This window comes from Arthrobacter sp. B3I4 (genome assembly GCF_030816855.1).
Taxonomy (GTDB): Bacteria; Actinomycetota; Actinomycetes; order Actinomycetales; family Micrococcaceae; genus Arthrobacter.
This window is the reverse complement of record NZ_JAUSYK010000001.1, coordinates 2947399-2965241: the sequence shown is the minus strand read 5'-3', so window position 1 is coordinate 2965241 and position 17843 is coordinate 2947399. Positions and strand designations below refer to the sequence as shown.

At 69.2% G+C, this 17843-nt stretch carries 15 protein-coding genes and 1 pseudogene; all 16 read left to right on the top strand.

Annotated features, from left to right (window positions below):
* Positions 1–98 precede the first annotated feature (98 nt).
* The 16 genes and pseudogenes from QFZ61_RS14030 (at position 99) to QFZ61_RS13955 (ending at position 17843) form a co-directional block, all read left to right on the top strand.
* A complete protein-coding gene (locus tag QFZ61_RS14030; RefSeq protein WP_307037036.1) occupies positions 99–1766 on the top strand; it encodes a UDP-N-acetylmuramoyl-L-alanyl-D-glutamate--2,6-diaminopimelate ligase in 1668 nt (555 codons plus the stop codon).
* 6 nt (positions 1767–1772) lie between these two features.
* A complete protein-coding gene (gene murF, locus QFZ61_RS14025; protein WP_307037034.1) occupies positions 1773–3260 on the top strand; it encodes a UDP-N-acetylmuramoyl-tripeptide--D-alanyl-D-alanine ligase in 1488 nt (495 codons plus the stop codon).
* A complete protein-coding gene (gene mraY, locus QFZ61_RS14020; RefSeq protein WP_307037032.1) occupies positions 3257–4366 on the top strand; it encodes a phospho-N-acetylmuramoyl-pentapeptide-transferase in 1110 nt (369 codons plus the stop codon). The genes murF and mraY overlap by 4 nt, the downstream gene beginning before the upstream one ends.
* Positions 4348–5949 (top strand): UDP-N-acetylmuramoyl-L-alanine--D-glutamate ligase, encoded by a 1602-nt coding sequence (murD, locus tag QFZ61_RS14015; protein WP_307037030.1) that lies wholly within the window; start codon positions 4348–4350, stop codon positions 5947–5949. Before mraY ends, murD begins: the two co-directional genes overlap by 19 nt.
* Before the next feature lie 2 nt (positions 5950–5951).
* A pseudogene (ftsW, locus tag QFZ61_RS14010) lies at positions 5952–7301 on the top strand (putative lipid II flippase FtsW); the annotation flags it as partial.
* A 268-nt stretch (positions 7302–7569) separates the two neighbouring features.
* Positions 7570–8724, top strand: coding sequence for an undecaprenyldiphospho-muramoylpentapeptide beta-N-acetylglucosaminyltransferase (murG, locus tag QFZ61_RS14005; protein ID WP_307037025.1), 1155 nt, complete (start codon positions 7570–7572; stop codon positions 8722–8724).
* A 26-nt stretch (positions 8725–8750) separates the two neighbouring features.
* Positions 8751–10163 (top strand): UDP-N-acetylmuramate--L-alanine ligase, encoded by a 1413-nt coding sequence (gene murC, locus QFZ61_RS14000; RefSeq protein WP_307037023.1) that lies wholly within the window; start codon positions 8751–8753, stop codon positions 10161–10163.
* A complete protein-coding gene (locus tag QFZ61_RS13995; RefSeq protein ID WP_307037022.1) occupies positions 10156–11070 on the top strand; it encodes an FtsQ-type POTRA domain-containing protein in 915 nt (304 codons plus the stop codon). Before murC ends, QFZ61_RS13995 begins: the two co-directional genes overlap by 8 nt.
* Before the next feature lie 197 nt (positions 11071–11267).
* The gene (gene ftsZ, locus QFZ61_RS13990; RefSeq protein WP_307037020.1) at positions 11268–12482 is read left to right on the top strand and encodes a cell division protein FtsZ; all 1215 of its coding nucleotides are present in this window, start codon (positions 11268–11270) and stop codon (positions 12480–12482) included.
* A gap of 126 nt (positions 12483–12608) precedes the next feature.
* Positions 12609–13388: a polyphenol oxidase family protein gene (locus tag QFZ61_RS13985; protein WP_307037019.1), complete on the top strand. Its 780-nt coding sequence runs from the start codon at positions 12609–12611 to the stop codon at positions 13386–13388.
* Entirely contained in the window at positions 13385–14125 is a 741-nt protein-coding gene (locus QFZ61_RS13980) for a YggS family pyridoxal phosphate-dependent enzyme (protein WP_307037017.1), read from the top strand. Before QFZ61_RS13985 ends, QFZ61_RS13980 begins: the two co-directional genes overlap by 4 nt.
* 112 nt (positions 14126–14237) lie before the next feature.
* The gene (locus tag QFZ61_RS13975; protein WP_307037015.1) at positions 14238–14768 is read left to right on the top strand and encodes a cell division protein SepF; all 531 of its coding nucleotides are present in this window, start codon (positions 14238–14240) and stop codon (positions 14766–14768) included.
* A 150-nt stretch (positions 14769–14918) separates the two neighbouring features.
* Entirely contained in the window at positions 14919–15227 is a 309-nt protein-coding gene (locus QFZ61_RS13970) for a YggT family protein (RefSeq protein WP_307037013.1), read from the top strand.
* A gap of 150 nt (positions 15228–15377) precedes the next feature.
* Positions 15378–16061 (top strand): DivIVA domain-containing protein, encoded by a 684-nt coding sequence (locus tag QFZ61_RS13965; RefSeq protein WP_307037011.1) that lies wholly within the window; start codon positions 15378–15380, stop codon positions 16059–16061.
* 86 nt (positions 16062–16147) lie between these two features.
* Positions 16148–16897 carry a signal peptidase II gene (lspA, locus tag QFZ61_RS13960; protein ID WP_307037010.1) on the top strand — a complete coding sequence of 250 codons (750 nt, stop codon included), beginning with the start codon at positions 16148–16150 and terminating at the stop codon, positions 16895–16897.
* Positions 16890–17843, top strand: coding sequence for an RluA family pseudouridine synthase (locus QFZ61_RS13955; RefSeq protein WP_307037008.1), 954 nt, complete (start codon positions 16890–16892; stop codon positions 17841–17843). The genes lspA and QFZ61_RS13955 overlap by 8 nt, the downstream gene beginning before the upstream one ends.

The following is a 17843-nucleotide window of genomic DNA, read 5'->3' as shown; positions in this document are numbered from 1 at the left end:
TCAGCAGCAAGATCCAGTTCCACGCAGCCGTAGCCTGTGTGCGGGGCAATCCTCCGCGCGCGGCGTACGGTGCGCCAGCACCACCAACGGAGATTCCCTTGTCAGAGCTCAATGCCCAGCAGACGGCTGCGCTGTCCGGTCAGGACTCAGCCGCGGCGTTCCGGCCCGCGGCAGTCACCCCGGTGCCGCTGGAAGCCATCGGGAAAGGGATCGGCGTCGCCGTCCCCGAATCCTCCGCTGCCATCCCGGTCACCGGGATCTCGCTGAACTCCCGGGCCGTGCTGCCCGGAGACCTCTACGTGGCACTGCCCGGAGCCAGCAGGCATGGCGCGGACTTCGTGGCCCAGGCGGTGGACGCCGGCGCCGTCGCCGTGCTGACCGACGCCGCCGGGGCACGCCTGCTGGCCCTCTCCAACGACATCCCCGTGCCGGTGCTGCTGGCCGAAGAGCCACGCAGCCTTGTCGGCGGCCTGGCCGCGCGGATCTACCGCAGCCGCCCGGCAGACGCCCCCGCGCCGGCACTGTTCGGCGTCACCGGGACCAACGGCAAGACCACGACGACGTACTTCCTCAACTCGCTGCTCCGAGCCCTTGGCCGCAGGACCGGGCTGATCGGCACCATCGAAATCCTCGCCGGCGGCGACGCGATTCCCAGCCTGCTCACCACCCCCGAGTCGACCGATGTCCATGCTCTGCTGGCGCTGATGCGGGAGCGCGGCCTGGACGCCGCGTCGATGGAGGTGTCCTCGCACGCCATCTCCTTCCACCGGGTCGACGGTGTGCTGTTCGACGTCGCGGGCTTCACCAATCTGACCCAGGACCACCTGGACCTGCACGGGACCATGGAAGAGTACTTCCAGACCAAATCACGGCTCTTCACACCGGAACGGGCCCGCACCGCCGTCGTGACCGTCGACGACGAATGGGGCCGCAAGCTGGCCGCAGGCGCCGACATCCCGGTCACCACCCTGTCAACCGCCGCCGCGGGCGCCTCCGGGGGCGCCGCCGCCGCGGGCGCGTCCACCGCGGATTGGAGCGTTGTGGATCAGAAGCCGCGCGGCCTGGGCACCGAGTTCAGCCTGCGCCACCGTGACGGCACTGCGCTGCGCGTCCACACCGGGCTGCCCGGCAGCTTCAACGTCGCCAACGCCGCGCTGGCCACCGCCATGGTCCTTGCCGCCGGCAGCGGTCGGGAAGAAGTGCAGGCCGCACTGGACAGCGCGGACCCGTTCACCGTCGCCGTTCCGGGCCGCATGCAGCTGGTGGCGACGGCCCCGGCCGCCGTCGTCGACTTTGCGCACAACCCTGACGCCCTTGCCCGCGCCCTCGAAGCGGTCCGCTCGCCGGAGCCGGAGTCAAAGGTGATTGTCGTGTTCGGCGCCACCGGCCAGCGTGACCAGGGCAAGCGGCCGGCCATGGGTGCTATCGCGGCGCGGCTGGCGGACATCGTGATCATCAGCGACGACGACCCGCACGACGAGGACGCGGCCGCCATCCGGGCCGGCGTGCTGGCCGGTGCCCGCCAGGCCAAGGAAGACGAGGACCTGGGCTGCACCGTGCTGGAAGTTTTCCCCCGCGATGCCGCCATCCGTAAAGCCGCGGAACTTGCCCGTGCCGGGGACACCATCCTGGTCGCCGGACGCGGCCACGAGGTCTGGCAGGAGGTCAAGGGCGTCAACCTGGCCCTCGATGACCGGGTGGAGCTGCGCACCGCCTTGACAGCCCGGGGATTCACCGTTCTCGACGACCAACGGATAGAGTCCTAAACCGAGATGATTGCATTTACAGCGGCGGAAATCGCCGACATAACCCATGGCCGGCTGGATGCCGAACCGGACGTCACGCCCGGTTCGGTGGTGACCGACTCCCGTGAAGCCACGGCAGGATCCCTGTACGTGGCCAAGCCGGGGGAGGCAGCCGACGGCCACGACTTTGTGGCCGCCGCCTTCGACCGCGGCGCGGTGCTGGCACTGGTCGAGCACGACGTCAACAACCCGGCCGGCCGGCCCTACCCGGCGATCGTCGTTGAGGACTCGGTCCTCGCCATGGGCGCCCTCGCCGCCGAAGCCGTCCGCAGGATCCGGGAGCACCGGGCCGCCGCGGGCCAGGCGCTCACCGTCATCGGCATCACCGGCTCCGCCGGCAAGACCACCACCAAGGACCTGTTGGCCGGAATCCTCACCGGACACGGCGAGACCGTGGCGCCGCAGGGATCCTACAACGGCGAGGTCGGTGTTCCGCTGACGGTCTTCAAAGCCGGCTTCGAAACCCGCTACCTCGTGATTGAAATGGGCGCGACCGGTGTCGGCCACATCCGCTACCTCGCGGACATGGTCCGCCCCGAAATCGGCGTTGTGCTCTGCGTCGGCACCGCCCACGCCGGCGAATTTGGCGGCGTGGACAACATCGCCCTGGCCAAGGGTGAACTGGTCGAAGCCCTCCCGGCCGACGGCACCGCCGTGCTGAACCTGGACGATGCCCGGGTTTCCGCGATGGCCGGCCGGACCGCGGCGGCCGTCCTCGGCTTCTCCTCCGAGCCGGCCCGGCCCGACGCCCCGCCGGCTCCGGTCCGCGCCGAGGATGTCGAGTTGAACGCCGGGGGCAGCCCCGAATTCGACCTGCTGCTTCCTGACGGCACCCGGCACCACGTCGCTGCCAAGCTGATCGGGGCCCACCACGTGGCCAACCTGCTGGCCGCCGCCGGTGCAGCCTACGCCGCCGGTATTCCCGGCGCGCAGATCGCAGCGTCGTTGAGCGCCCAGACCGCCGCGAGCCGCTGGCGGATGGAACGCACTGAGCGTCCCGACGGCGTCACGATCATCAACGACGCCTACAACGCCAACCCGGAGTCCATGCGCGCCGCGCTGCGGACCCTGGCCGACCTGGGCCGCGGCCGCCGGACCTGGGCTGTGCTCGGCGCCATGCTGGAACTGGGCGAGGACTCCATCCGGGAGCACACCGCCGTGGGCACCCAGGTGGTCCGGCTCAACATCTCCCGGCTGCTGGTGATCGGCCGGGAAGCCCGGGCACTTTACGTCTCAGCCGTCAACGAGGGTTCGTGGGGCGACGAATGCCTCTTCGCCGAAACGCTGGACGAGGCCTACGACATCCTGCGCACCGACCTGGAACCAGGCGACCTGGTCCTCTTCAAATCCTCCAACAGCATCGGCCTGCGCCACCTGGGGGACCGGATAGCCTTACCACCACTGCCGCCGGAAGCGGCCGTCGGAACCGCCACTGAAGGGAACACCCTGCTGTGATCGCTCTGCTGACGGGCTCCGGACTTGCCCTGCTGCTCTCTTTCCTCGGAACCCCGCTGTTCATCCGCTTCCTGGTCCGCAAGGGCTACGGGCAGTTCATCCGTGACGACGGCCCCACCTCGCACCACACCAAGCGCGGCACGCCCACGATGGGCGGCACGGTGGTTGTGGTCGCGGTGCTGGCCAGCTACGGCATCACGCACCTCATCATGTGGATGTTGAACCCGGACTCGCCGGGTCCGTCCGCCTCGGCCCTGCTGTTGCTCTTCCTCATGGTGGGCATGGGGCTGGTCGGGTTCCTGGACGACTTCATCAAGATCTCCGCGCAGCGCAGCCTGGGCCTGAACGCCAAGGCCAAACTGATCCTGCAGGCCGCCGTCGGCATCGCCTTCGCGCTTCTGGCACTGAACTTCCCGAATGCCAACGGCGTCACCCCGGCGTCGTACCAGATCTCCCTGGTCCGCGACATTCCCTGGCTGAACCTCGCTTTCGGCGGCACCGTGCTCGGGGCCATCCTGTTCGTGCTGTGGTCCAACCTGATCGTCACCGCCGCCACCAACGGCGTGAACCTCACCGACGGGCTCGACGGCCTCGCCGCCGGCGCATCGATCATGGTGTTCGGCGCGTACACGCTGATTGGGATCTGGCAAAGCAACCAGTCCTGCGGATCCCCGCGGCAAGCCGGCAGCGGCTGCTACACCGTCCGGGACCCGCTCGACCTTGCGCTGCTCGCCGCGATCCTCAGCGCCGCGCTGGTCGGGTTCCTGTGGTGGAACACCTCGCCGGCGAAGATCTTCATGGGCGACACCGGTTCGCTGGCGATCGGCGGCGCCGTCGCCGGCTTCGCCGTCCTGTCCCGCACCGAACTGCTGCTCGCCTTCATCGGCGGCCTGTTCGTCCTCATCACCCTCTCGGTCATCATCCAGGTGGGTTACTTCAAGGTCACCAAGGGAAAGCGCTTCTTCAAGATGGCACCCCTGCAGCACCACTTCGAACTCAAAGGCTGGGCCGAAGTCACCGTCGTGGTCCGGTTCTGGATCCTCTGCGGGCTCTTCGTCGCCGCCGGCCTGGGGATCTTCTACGCCGAATGGGTGGTGCTGCTGTGAGCGGCGCGATCCCCGAGCCGCTGGCCAGCTCACCCCGGCTCGAGCACCTCACCAGCTGGGACGCGGACTGGGCGGGCCTCCGCGTGGTGGTCACCGGCATCGGAATCTCCGGCTTCGCGGCCGCGGACACCCTGATCGAGCTCGGGGCCCGCGTCGTCGTCGTGGACGCGGCGGACAGCGCGAAGGCGCGGGCGCAGGCGGACACGCTCCGGATCGTCGGCGCCGCCGCTGTGCTGCTGGGCGAGGAAGCCGTGAACACGGTGCCCAGGGTCGACGGCGAAACGCCCGACCTGATCGTCACGTCGCCGGGCTGGCGGCCGGACCAGGCCCTGCTCGCCGCCGCGGCCCGCGCCCACATCCCGGTCTGGGGCGACGTGGAACTCGCCTGGCGGGTCCGCGAACGCAAGGGACGCAAGACGGCGGACTGGCTCACCATCACCGGCACCAACGGCAAGACGACGACGGTCGGGCTGACCGAATCGATGCTGCAGGCCGCCGGGCTCAAGGCCATCGCCGTCGGCAACGTCGGCACACCGATCCTGGACGCGCTCCGGGACCCGGTGGACTACGACGTCTTCGCCGTCGAGCTTTCCAGCTTCCAGCTGCACTGGAGCCACTCCGTGTCGCCGCTGGCCAGCGTCTGCCTCAACGTCGCCGAGGACCACGTCGACTGGCACGGCTCCTACGACTCGTACCTGGCCGACAAGGCCAGGGTCTATGAGCGCACGCAGAAAGCCTGCATCTACAACGCGGAGCAGATCGAAACCGAACGCATGGTCGAGGACGCCGACGTCGTCGAGGGCTGCCGCGCCGTGGGCTTCACGACACTCGTGCCGGCCATCAGCATGCTCGGCGTGGTCGAGGGCCTCCTGGTGGACCGGGCCTTCATTCCCGAACGCAAGGACAGCGCCGCCGAACTTGCCGCGATGTCCGACCTCGGACCCGTGGCGCCACGGCATATGGTTGCCAACGCCCTCGCCGCCGCTGCGCTCGTGCGTGCCTACGGGGTGGCGCCGGCCGCGGTGCGGCAGGGGCTGCAGAACTACCTGCCGGGGGACCACCGCATCCAGCCGGTCGCCCGGCACGAGGGCGTGCTCTGGATCAACGACTCCAAGGCCACCAACCCGCACGCGGCAGCGGCCTCGCTCTCCGCCTTCGAGAACGTCGTATGGATCGCCGGCGGCCTGTCCAAGGGTGTGAATTACGACTCACTGGTCCGCGACAACGCCCGCCGGCTCAAGGCCGTCGTGCTGATCGGCGCTGACTCCTCGGGTCTGCTGGCTTCACTGCAGCGACACGCGCCCGATGTCCCCGTGATCGGCCACGCCAAGGGCGAAACTGAAACGGAGCAGACTGCCGGAACGGCCAACGCCGACGCAGGCCCCTCGCCGATTTTCGGCGAGACTGTGATGGCGCGGGCCGTTGCTTCAGCCGCACAGCTGGCCACCTCCGGGGACACTGTGCTGCTGGCCCCGGCGGCTGCGTCCATGGATCAGTTCTCTTCCTATGCTCACCGTGGCGACGCCTTCATCGAAGCTGTCCGCGAGCTCGTGGAAGGGCAGGCTCAGACCACCGAGGAGTAGCAATGGTCAGCACGCCCACCCGTTCCGCCGCGGCACGGACCCCCGCCGCAGGTGGAAAACCAGCCGGAAAACCAGGCAACCCAACAGGCAACAAAGCCGGCGCCCGCGCCGTCAGGCCCGCCAGCGCGGGAGCAACTGCTGCCGGTTTCCGTCCCACCCCGGCAACCCGCGTCCGGGACTGGTACCGGGGCTTCTGGTCTGCCCTCGAAGGCACCGGCAAATCCCGGAACGGTTCCACCTACTACCTCATCCTTGGCTCAACCCTCGCGCTGACCGCGATCGGAATCATGATGGTGCTGTCCGCCTCCAGCGTGGAAGCGATCGCCGCGGGGGAGTCGGCTTACTCGGCAGCCGGCAAGCAGGGCCTTTTCGCGGGGATCGGACTGTTCTGCATGTTCGTCCTCTCCCGGGTGAACGTCGTCTGGCTCAAACGCGGCGCGTGGTTCGCCATCATCCTCTCCTTCGTGCTGCTGGTCCTGGTGCTCCTGGTGGGACGAAGCGCTTTGGGCAACCAGAACTGGATCGACGTCGGGCCCTTCACTTTCCAGCCCTCCGAGGCGGCCAAACTGGCGCTGGCGCTCTGGATGGCGACGGTGCTGCACGCCAAAGCCAAGCTCCTTCATCAGGCCAAACACGCTCTCGTCCCCGTGGTCATCCCGGGAGCGGCCGGAGTGATCGGCCTGATCCTGATGGGCAACGACCTGGGCACCGCCATGATCGTCATGCTGATCACCGCCGCGGCCCTGTACTTCGCAGGGGTGCGGCTGTACCTGTTCGGCATCGCCGGCATCGTCCTGGCGGTCGGCACCATCGTGCTCGCCATCACCAGCCCGAACCGCGTCTGCCGCATCCTGTCCTGGACCGGGCAGACCTGCGCCGACGGTTCGGACGTGAACTACCAGTCCACCAACGGCCTCTACGCTCTCGCGTCCGGCGGCTGGTTCGGTGTGGGGCTGGGTCAGAGCCGGCAAAAGTACAGCTGGATCCCCGAAGCCCACAACGACTTCATCTTCGCCATCATCGGCGAAGAGCTCGGCCTGATCGGCACCATCGTCGTCCTGCTCCTCTTCGCAATCCTCGGCACCGCGATCTACCGCGTGGTGGTCGCGCAGCAGGGCCTGTTCCACCGCGTGCTCGCCGGTGCCATCATGGTGTGGCTGCTGGGCCAGGCGTCCGTCAACATGGCCGTCGTAACCGGGCTGCTGCCCGTCGTCGGCATCCCGCTGCCGTTCATTTCCTACGGCGGCTCGGCCCTGCTCATGTCCCTGTGCGCCATCGGCGTCGTGTTGTCCCTGGCCAGGGCGCAGATGGATCCGGACATACAGCCGAAGAGGCTCATTCGGTTCGGCCCTGCCGGATTCGCCGCCGCCCTGCGCAAGCGGGCGGCGGCACGGCGGGCCGCCAAAGCCCCGGCAGCAGCAGCGCCCGCCAAGTCGCGGGCCGTCAAGGTGCCCGCCAAAGCCCCGGCAGTTAAAGCCCCGGCGGTCAAGGTGACCGGGGCCCGGACGCCGGCTGCTGCGGCGTCCGGCCAGCGCACGACGGCGGGAAGCACGGCAGTCCGGAAGCCCGGCACCAGGACCCCCGCCCCCAAGAACCCCGCACGAAAGCGTACCTAGCCCCATGAAGACCGAATCGTCCCTGTCCGTCGTGCTCGCCGGCGGCGGCACCGCCGGGCACATCAGCCCGCTGCTGGCCATCGCCAATGCCGTCCAGGAGGTCCGCCCCGACGCGCGGCTGCTTGCCGTGGGAACCCCCGGCGGCATGGAGGCCCGGCTGGTTCCTGCCGCCGGGCTGGAGCTCGCCACCGTCAGCCGGGTACCGTTTCCGCGCAAGCCGTCACTGGAACTGCTGCGGCTGCCCGGCAAGCTTGCCGGCGCGGTGCGGCAGGCCGGGACCATTCTGGACGGGGCCCGGGCGGACGTCTTGGTCGGTGTCGGCGGGTACGTCTGCACCCCGCTCTATCTGGCCGCCTGGCGCCGCAGAATCCCGATCGTGGTGCATGAGGCCAACACCCGGGCAGGGCTCGCGAACCGCGTCGGTGCCCGGCTGAGCCGGCACGTGGCGGTGGCGTTCGCGGCCACCCGGATCCGGGGAGCGCGGCACGTCGGCATGCCGATGCGGCGCGAGATCTCCAACCTGGACCGGGCGGCGGCCCGCTCCGCCGCACGCACCGCCCTCGGGCTGGCGCAGGATACGCCCACCCTGATCGTCACCGGCGGCTCGTCCGGGGCGCAAAGCATCAACCGCGCGGTCGCCGCCTCCGTGGCAGCCCTCGCCGAGGCGGGGATCCAGACCCTGCACATCACCGGGCGGGGCAAGACCGTCCATGACGCCAACGGCGTTTTACTCGCCGCGCCGGGCTACCGCCAGGTCGAATACGTCGACGGCATGGAACTGGCCTACGCCGCGGCCGACCTGCTGCTGGCACGCTCGGGCGCTGCCACCGTCTGCGAGGTTGCCGCCGTCGGTCTCCCGGCAGTCTTCGTCCCGCTGCCGATCGGCAACGGCGAACAGGCCCTCAACGCCGACGGCCTGGTCAACGCCGGCGCCGCGCTGGTAGTCGATGACGCCGGCTTCGACGCCGGCTGGGTCAGCGCGAACATCATTCCGCTGCTGGGCGACAGCGCCCGGCTGGACCGGATGGCCGCCGCCGCCGAACAGCTCGGCATCCGCGACGCCGACCGGCGGATGGCCGCCCTGGTCCTCGAGGCCGCGGCCTCCGGCGCCGGGCACCGAACGCGCAGCGGCCTTTCCAACAGCGAGCCCGAGCAGTGACCGGCACGGCAGGAAGCAGCAAACCAATGTCCCAGACCCAGCACGACACCCCGCCGGCGGCCCGCACCCAGGACTCGCTGGGACGGGTGCACTTCATCGGCATCGGCGGCGTAGGCATGTCGGCCGTCGCGCGCGTCATGGTGGCCCGCGGCCTGCCCGTGAGCGGCTCCGACGCGAAGGATCTGCCGGTCATGGCGGAGCTCGCCGCGGCCGGCGCCCGGATCGCCGTCGGCTACGACGCCACCAATGTGGGGGACGCCCAGACCGTCGTGGCGGGCTCGGCCATCCGGCCGGACAACCCGGAGCTGGCCGCGGCCCGCGCCGCCGGACTGCCGGTGCTGCACCGCTCCGAAGCGCTGGCCGCCATCATGGGGCAGGACACCGCCATCGCGGTGGCAGGCACCCACGGCAAATCCACCACAACGTCCATGATTACCGTGCTCCTGCAGGGCGCCGGGCTGGACCCGTCCTTCGCCATCGGCGCCAACGTCCCGGCCCTGGGCGTGAACGCAGCCTCCGGGACCTCTCCGGTCTTCGTCGCGGAGGCTGACGAATCGGACGGGTCGTTCCTGAACTACCGCCCGCAGATCGCCGTCGTGACCAACGTTGAACCGGACCACTTGGATCACTACGGCACCGCAGAAGCGGTCTACGAGTCTTTCGACCGCTTCGCCGCCCTGCTCCCCGCGGACGGCCTGCTGGTCGCCTGCGCGGACGACGACGGCGCCCGCGCCCTGGCGCTGCGCGCCCGGGAACGCGCCACTACACGGGTTGTCCTCTACGGCACGTCGGCAGACGCCGACATCATCCTGCACGACGGCGGGCCCGGCGACGTCTGGATCTCCACCCCGGCAGGACGCTTCGCCGTCGAACTCCAGGTCCCGGGCCGGCACAACGCGCTGAACGCGGCCGCGGCCTTCGCCGTGGCGCTGGACCTCGGGATCGCTCCCGGGACTGCCGCCGGCGCCCTCGCCGCCTTCTCCGGAGCCTCCCGCCGCTTCGAATTCAAGGGTGCGGGCCGCGGCGTGCGGGTCTACGACGACTACGCCCACCATCCCACCGAGGTGCGGGCGGCCCTCGCCGCGGCCCGCTCGGTCGCCGGTGAGCACCGGGTCCACGTCCTGTTCCAGCCGCATCTGTTTTCACGGACCCGGGAATTCGCGCAGGAGTTCGCCGAAGCGCTCAACACCGCCGACACGGCCCTGGTGCTGGACATCTACCCGGCCAGGGAAGACCCCATCCCGGGCGTCACCAGCCTGCTGATTGCGGACCACCTCGGCCCCCGCGGGCGGCTCGCCGGCCCGGGCGAGGAAGCCGTCCGGGCGGTGCTTGACGCCGCCGCGCCGGGGGACATTGTGCTCACCGCCGGCGCCGGCGACGTCACCGCCTACGGCCCGCTCATTGTCCAGGCACTCGCCGCGGAGGCTCCGGATGCCTAGCACGCGGCGGCCCAGCTACACCCCGGGCCCGCGCGGCACCGGCTCCGGGCCCGCCTCCGGGCGGCCTTCCGGCGGGCAGCCGGACGTGATCTCGGCGTCCAAGTCGGACTCCGCAGCCTCTCCGGCCGCGGGTGCGGCGCACTCCGGCGCCACCGCCCTGGGTGCAGGTTCTCCCGGGCGCGGCAACGTGCTGTCCTTCCCCGAGCCCAAAGCCAAACGCCGCCGCCGGATAGTGCTCAGCACGGTCGCGGTCATCGCCGTCGTGGTCGCGGGAATCCTTGCGGCAGCCGTGTACTCGCCGTGGCTGGCGGTCCGGACGGTCAGCGTCGAGGGCACCCGGCTGCTCAGCACCGACCAGGTCACCGCCGCGCTGGCGCCGCTGCAGGGCAAACCCCTGCCGCAGGTCAGCGACGAGGACGTACGCGCCTTGCTGCAGCCCCTCGTCCAAGTCAAAGCAGTGACCAGCCAGGCCCGCCCGCCGTCGACCCTGCAGGTGCACGTCATCGAGCGGGTTCCGGTGGCGCTGCTCAAGCAGGGCGCGTCCTTCCAGTTGGTGGACCCGGACGGCGTCCAGCTCGGTACCACCGCCGATCCCGCCACCGTCAAACTTCCGGTCATCGACAGCGGGGGAGGCGCACTGCCGCAGGAGCTCTTCCATGCCATCACCGGAGTCCTCGGGGCCCTGCCGCCGGACGTGCTCGCGCGGCTCTCCGACGCCTCCGCCAAGTCCGTCGACGCCGTCGAACTTAGGCTCGTGGACGGACAGACCATCGTGTGGGGCAACGCGGGGGAGAAGGAGCTCAAGGCAAGGGTGCTCGCGGCCCTGCTGAAGGCTCCGGCGGACCCGAAAAACCCGGTCCGGACCTATGACGTCAGCGCGCCCCGGCATCCGGTCACCAGACAGTGAACGCAGAACCACGGGGCAATTGCCCGGTATTACCGCGACACGCGGAGCCGGTCATTGAATGTCCCGGGCATAGGAAATAGCGTTCCAACAAGAGTTAGTTGACATAACTATAACCTTCAACTCGAGGGTTAAGGTCGCAAGCTTCAAGCTTGACTCCATCAGTTTTCGCAATAGAACACGAACAAGGGACACGTAACGTGGCAGCTCCGCAGAATTACTTGGCCGTCATCAAGGTCGTCGGCATCGGCGGCGGTGGCGTGAACGCAGTCAACCGCATGATTGAGGTCGGCCTTCGCGGCGTCGAATTCATCGCCATCAACACCGACGCGCAGGCGCTGTTGATGTCAGACGCCGACGTCAAGCTCGATGTTGGCCGAGAGCTGACCCGCGGCCTGGGAGCCGGTGCGAATCCTGAGGTCGGCCGGCAGGCTGCGGAGGACCACGCCGACGAGATCGAAGAGGTGATCCGCGGCGCCGACATGGTGTTCGTTACCGCCGGTGAGGGTGGCGGCACCGGTACCGGCGGCGCGCCCGTCGTGGCACGCATCGCCCGCTCGCTCGGTGCCCTGACAATCGGCGTCGTTACCCGCCCCTTCACCTTCGAGGGACGCCGCCGCGCCGGTTCCGCCGAAGCCGGCATCGACGCGCTCCGCGACGAGGTCGACACCCTGATCGTCATCCCGAACGACCGGCTGCTCTCGATCAGCGACCGCAACGTCTCGGTGCTGGACGCCTTCCGCTCCGCCGACCAGGTGCTGCTCTCCGGCGTGCAAGGCATCACCGACCTGATCACCACACCGGGCCTGATCAACCTTGACTTCGCCGACGTCAAGTCCGTGATGCAGGGCGCCGGCTCGGCCCTGATGGGTATCGGTTCGGCGCGCGGTGAAGACCGCGCGGTCAAGGCCGCCGAGCTGGCGATCGCCTCGCCGCTGCTGGAAGCGTCCATCGACGGCGCCCACGGCGTGCTGCTTTCCATCCAGGGCGGCTCGGACTTGGGCCTGTTTGAGATCAATGAGGCCGCGCGCCTGGTTCAGGAGGTCGCGCACCCGGAGGCCAACATCATCTTCGGTGCCGTGATCGACGACGCCCTGGGCGACGAAGCCCGCGTCACCGTGATCGCGGCCGGGTTCGACGACGTCAAGGCCACTTCGCCGTCGATGGACCAGTCGCAGCCCGCACCGGCGCGGCCCGCAGCCCCGGCTCCCGCCCCGGCTCAGGCCCCTGCCTCCGCGCAGGTCCAGCCCCTGCATGCCGGCGTCGGCGCCTCCGGGCTGAGCAACTGGGGCCAGCAGCGGCCCTCCGCCGTGCCCGCCGACTCGGGTTTCGACGTCGACCTGCCCTCGGTGGTCGAGCCGGACCTCTCCGGCCGCCACTCCGACGATCTGGATGTCCCCGACTTCCTGAAGTAGGGCCCCGTTCGGCCCTCAGCGACAAGCACCATGGCACTGCCCTTAGGGCGGTGCCATGGTGCTTTGGTGCACGTTACGGTAGTGGGTATGAAGTTTTTCATGGTTTTGAATCTGGCGGTGTGCTGAGTGTTCTCCTGGCGGGCTGAGGTGCGGCCCGGGGTCTGGGTCGCTTTCACGGACACTGCGGCAGGGAACCTGGCGCTCCATGTAGGGGACGACCCCGCGGCCGTGCAGCAACGCCGCGGGCGGCTCGCTGAGACGGCCGGGCTCGACTCCCGAGGTTTCCGGTTCATGAACCAGGTGCACGGCAACGACGTGGCCGTGGTCTGCGCAGCGGGGGAGCCCGCGGCCGGAACCGAGCCTGGCCCCGCCCCGACCGCAGACGCCCTGGTCGCAGCGGGAGAGCCGCTAGCGGTGCTGGTCGCGGACTGTGTGCCCGTCGTGCTGGTGGGCGAGGGCCCCGCGGACGGCGCGGCGCCGGTCTTCGGCGCTGTCCATGCCGGCCGGCCCGGAATGGCCGCCGGCGTCATTCCCGCCGCCGTCGCGCGTATGCGGGAGCTCGGCGCCGTGAACATCGCCGCCTGGATCGGGCCGTCCATCTGCGGGCAGTGCTACGAAGTCCCGGAATCGCTGCGCGCGGAAGTGGCCGCGGTTGTCCCCGCAGCCTGGTGCATCACCGCCCAGGGCACGCCGGGGCTGGACCTGCCCGCCGGGGTGCGCAGCCAGCTAGCGGCGGAGGGCGTGGCCGTGGAGTATTCCGGCGGCTGCACCAGGGAGGATGAAAAACTCTTCTCCTACCGCCGCAACAAGTCCACCGGCCGCTTCGCCGGCCTCGTCTGGTCCGCGGACGCGACCGAAGCCCCCGCACCCCCTGCAGCTCCCGCCGCTGCGGAGGCCCGCCGATGACGGCCCCGGCGCCGGACGCGGGTGACCCGCGGTTGGCCCAGCTGCAGCAGCGGCTCGGCGCCGTGCGGGAGCGGATCGGCGCCGCCATGGCCGCCGCGGGACGGCAGGACGCCGCCCCGCAGCTGATCGTGGTCACCAAATTCCACCCCGCAGAGGATGTGACCCGGCTGGCCGCCCTCGGGGTCACCGACGTGGGCGAGAACCGGGACCAGGAAGCGGCGGACAAGGCTGCCCGGCTGGCTGACCTCCGACTGCGCTGGCACTTCATCGGCCAGCTGCAAAGCAACAAGGCCAAGTCCGTCGTGAAGTACGCCTCCGCGGTGCACTCAGTGGACCGGGCCCAGCTCGTCGCGGCCCTGGCGAAAGCCGTGACGGGGGAGCAGGAGCGCACGGGCCGGCCGGACCTGGACTGCTTCATCCAGGTGGGCCTCGACGACGGCGCCGGCGGGCACCGCGGCGGTGCCCTGCCCTCCGAGGTCCCGGCCCTGGCCGACCAGCTCGCCGCCGCCAACGGGCTCCGGCTTGCCGGCGTCATGGCGGTGGCACCGCTGGGGGCCGCTCCCGAACCGGCGTTCGAAAAACTCGCAGCCATTGCGGGCAGGCTCCGGGCCGGCCACCCCCTGGCGACGGGGATCTCCGCAGGAATGAGCCAGGACCTGGAAGCTGCCGTCCGTTTCGGGGCGACACACCTTCGCATTGGCTCCGATATTCTCGGCCCGCGCCCGGCGTTGCGGTAGGTTCAACGTGTTGGAAGGTAATCGCGGGGATTCCAATAGTGTGAATTCAAAGCTGTGACTCCACAGTCAAGGCACTGAGCGGCCCGCATACGGACACGATTAGGAGTCGACCATGGCTGGCGCTCTGCGCAAGACAATGATCTATCTTGGGCTCGCTGATGGCGACGAACACTACGAGTCCGACCATCACACACCGCACAAGGACGAGGACGAAACCATGGAGCACGACCGCGAGGAGCGCCGCGCGCCGGCCCCCGTCCGGGAGGCGCCGCGGGAAGAACCCTCCGCCGCTGAAGAGGAATACCGCGCACCCGTGACACCCATCAAGCGAGCGGCTGCAAGCCGCGAAGAATCCACCGGCCTCCGGCAGATCACCACGATCCACCCCCGGTCCTACAACGATGCCAAGCTGATCGGTGAAAGCTTCCGTGACGGTATCCCCGTCATCATGAACGTCACCGATATGGGCGAAGCGGACGCCAAACGCCTGGTCGATTTCTCCGCCGGCCTCGTGTTCGGCCTGCGCGGCAGCATCGAGCGGGTGACCAACAAGGTCTTCCTGCTCTCGCCGTCGTATGTCGAAGTGATCGGCGATGACAAGAAGATCAGCGAGACGCAGGCAAGCTTCTTCAACCAAAGCTAGTCCAGGATTCCAGCACGGATGCCAGGCAGGAACACCTGCCTGGCATCCGTGCTGGAATATCCGTGTTGGAATAGACGTGCTGGAATAGAGGCGCAACAACTGTCAGGCTACTGCGGTATCCGGAATGAACATGGAGAGCTGAACTAACTCATGGGAATCGTTTTCGGACTCGTCTACATCGCGCTGCTGCTCTTCTTCGTCGCCCTGATCGTCCGGCTGGTCTTTGACTGGGTCCAGATGTTCGCGCACAGTTGGCGTCCGCGCGGCGCGGCCCTCGTCGCTGCGCACGCTGTCTACTCCATCACCGACAAGCCCCTCAAACTCCTCCGCCGGCTCCTGCCGCCGCTGCGGCTCGGCGGGATTTCGCTGGACCTCGCATTTCTGGTGCTCTTCCTGGCCGTCTCGATTGCCATGGGCCTCGCCAGATCCTTCACCTACGCGCAGCCCATCGCTTCGTAGCGGCGGCGGACGCGCTCAGCGGAGCGAAAAAAGATAGAAAACTCCGGTTTGACACTGCGGTGTTGAATTAGAGGAACCAGACCATATTTAGGTACCGTAGTTTGGACGGCCGGAAGGCCTCCTGACTAACTAGACCAACGAGGTGACCAGATGGCTTTGACGCCAGAAGACGTTGTCAACAAGCGCTTTCAGCCGACCAAGTTCCGTGAAGGCTACGACCAGGACGAGGTTGATGACTTCCTGGACGAGATCGTCGTCGAACTGCGACGCCTGAACCAGGAAAACGACGAGCTGCGCAAGAAGCTCGCCGAAGCCGGTTCCGGCACGGCCGCCAGCTCCGCTGCTGGTGCTCCCGTCGTGGAGAAGGTCCCGGCACCCGTCAAGGCCGAAAAGGACGACCGCGCCAAGGCAGAAGCCGAGGCCAAGGCCGCCGAAGTCGCCAAGAAGAAGGAAGCCGAGCAGGCGCCGGCCCCGGCTGCAGCAGCCCCGGCCGCCCCCGTCGCCGCCTCCGCCTCCGCCGAGTCCGCGGCAGGCCTGCTGGCCATGGCGCAGCAGATGCACGACAAGCACGTCGCCGACGGCGAGCAGCAGCGCGACAAGATCATCGCCGAAGCGCAGATCGAAGCCAGCAGCCTCGTCAACGACGCACAGGAAAAATCCCGCAAGATCCTCGGTGCCCTCGAGCAGCAGCGCTCGGTGCTGGAACGCAAGGTCGAGCAGCTGCGCGGCTTCGAGCGCGACTACCGGTCCCGCCTCAAGGCCTACATCGAAGGCCAGCTGCGCGACCTGGATGCCCGCGGTTCGGTGGCGGCCCCCGAGGTCGAAGCCAACTAGGACGTTTAGCACGTATTCTGAAAGCCGGTGGCTGAGGACTCCTCGGCCGCCGGCTTTCTGCATTAACCGCACCAACCGAAAGCGCTATGACTGACGCCCCAACCCCAGATGCCGCCCGGCCCACGGACGCCGCGCAGCCCTCTGATGCACCAACCCCGGACGCCGGTCCGCCCGCGGACGCCGCACAGCCCGCTGCCGCCACACAACTGGCGCCGCGCAGGCCGCGGCGCGCACTGCTGCTGTCCGTGTTTGTCGGATTCGCCGCGTTCGCCTACATCTTCGACCAGCTGAGCAAGCTCTGGGTCACCGCGACCATGACCGAGGGGGAACGGATCCCGGTGCTGCCGCCGCTGCTGCACTGGTACTACATCCGCAATTCCGGAGCCGCCTTCTCGATCGGGGAGAACGTCACCTGGGTCTTCACCATCATCATTGCGTCGGTCTCCATCGCGATCCTGCTGCAGCTGCGCAAGCTGGGTTCGGCCTGGTGGGCGCTGGCGCTGGGGCTGCTGCTCGGCGGCGCGCTGGGCAACCTGACCGACCGGCTGTTCCGGGAGCCGTCGTTCGCCATGGGCCACGTCGTGGACTTCATCCAGCTGCCGAATTTCGCGATCTTCAACATCGCCGACTCGGCCGTCGTGTCCTCGGTGGTCATCATCTGCCTGCTGACGCTGCGCGGCATCGGTCTCGACGGCTCGCGCCAGCACCCGCACTCCGGCGCGGCCGGCGCCGGAACGCCGGCGCAGGAAGCAAAAGCCCCGGGCGCGAAAGCCCCGGAACCACAAGCGCAGGAAGCAAAAGCCCAGGGACCAAAAGCGCAGGGACCGAATGTCTGAGCCGGCACCGGGCGTACCGGCGCCCCGGCATTTCACCGTCCCGGCCGAGCTGGGCGGCACCCGGGTGGACGCCGGCCTGGCCAGGCTGATGGACATCTCCCGGTCGCAGGCGGCCACGCTGATTGCCGAGGGCAACGTCAGCAGCAACGGCAAACCGGTGGGCAAGTCATTGAAGCTCAGCGCCGGCGCCGGGCTCGACGTAGTCGTGCCGGACCGCCGGGACCCCCTGGAAGTCGTGGAGGAAATTGTGGAAGGCTTAAAGATCCTGCTCGACGACGACGAGTTCGTCGTCGTCGACAAACCCGTGGGCGTGGCCGCGCACCCGTCCCCGGGCTGGGTCGGGCCCACCGTTGTCGGCGGTCTGGCCGGCGCCGGATACCGGATCTCCACCTCCGGCTCGCCGGAACGGGCCGGCATCGTGCACCGGCTCGACGTCGGCACCTCCGGCGTCATGGTCGTCGCCAAGACCGAGAACGCCTACACGGCGCTCAAGCGGGCCTTCAAGGAACGAACCGTGGACAAGGTCTACCACGCCGTCGTGCAGGGCCTGCCCGACCCGCTGGCCGGCACCATCGACGCCCCGATCGGCCGACACCCCGGCCACGACTGGCGCTTCGCCGTGATCGAGGACGGCCGCGACTCGGTGACCCACTACGAGGTGCTCGAAGCGTTCGGCAAAGCCTCGCTGGTCGAAGTGCACCTGGAAACCGGCCGCACCCACCAGATCCGGGTGCACTTCTCCGCGCTGCGCCACCCGTGCGCCGGGGACCTGACCTACGGTGCCGATCCGCGGCTCGCCGCCACCCTGGGCCTGACCCGGCAATGGCTGCACGCCCGCCAGCTGTCCTTCGACCACCCCCGGACGGGGGAGCGGGTCACCGTGACCAGCGAGTACCCGCAGGACCTCCGGTACGCCCTTGAGGTGCTGGAGTCTGGGGAGGCGTAG

Bases quoted from the DNA above. Each gene is read 5' to 3' on its own strand.
- murF (WP_307037034.1), top strand. From the start codon at position 1,773: ATGATTGCATTTACAGCGGCGGAAATCGCCGACATAACCCATGGCCGG.
- QFZ61_RS13995 (WP_307037022.1), top strand. From the start codon at position 10,156: ATGCCTAGCACGCGGCGGCCCAGCTACACCCCGGGCCCGCGCGGCACC.
- lspA (WP_307037010.1), top strand. From the start codon at position 16,148: ATGACTGACGCCCCAACCCCAGATGCCGCCCGGCCCACGGACGCCGCG.
- QFZ61_RS13970 (WP_307037013.1), top strand. From the start codon at position 14,919: ATGGGAATCGTTTTCGGACTCGTCTACATCGCGCTGCTGCTCTTCTTC.
- murG (WP_307037025.1), top strand. From the start codon at position 7,570: ATGAAGACCGAATCGTCCCTGTCCGTCGTGCTCGCCGGCGGCGGCACC.
- QFZ61_RS13980 (WP_307037017.1), top strand. From the start codon at position 13,385: ATGACGGCCCCGGCGCCGGACGCGGGTGACCCGCGGTTGGCCCAGCTG.
- QFZ61_RS13955 (WP_307037008.1), top strand. From the start codon at position 16,890: ATGTCTGAGCCGGCACCGGGCGTACCGGCGCCCCGGCATTTCACCGTC.
- murC (WP_307037023.1), top strand. From the start codon at position 8,751: ATGTCCCAGACCCAGCACGACACCCCGCCGGCGGCCCGCACCCAGGAC.
- murD (WP_307037030.1), top strand. From the start codon at position 4,348: ATGGGTGGTGCTGCTGTGAGCGGCGCGATCCCCGAGCCGCTGGCCAGC.
- QFZ61_RS13965 (WP_307037011.1), top strand. From the start codon at position 15,378: ATGGCTTTGACGCCAGAAGACGTTGTCAACAAGCGCTTTCAGCCGACC.
- QFZ61_RS13975 (WP_307037015.1), top strand. From the start codon at position 14,238: ATGGCTGGCGCTCTGCGCAAGACAATGATCTATCTTGGGCTCGCTGAT.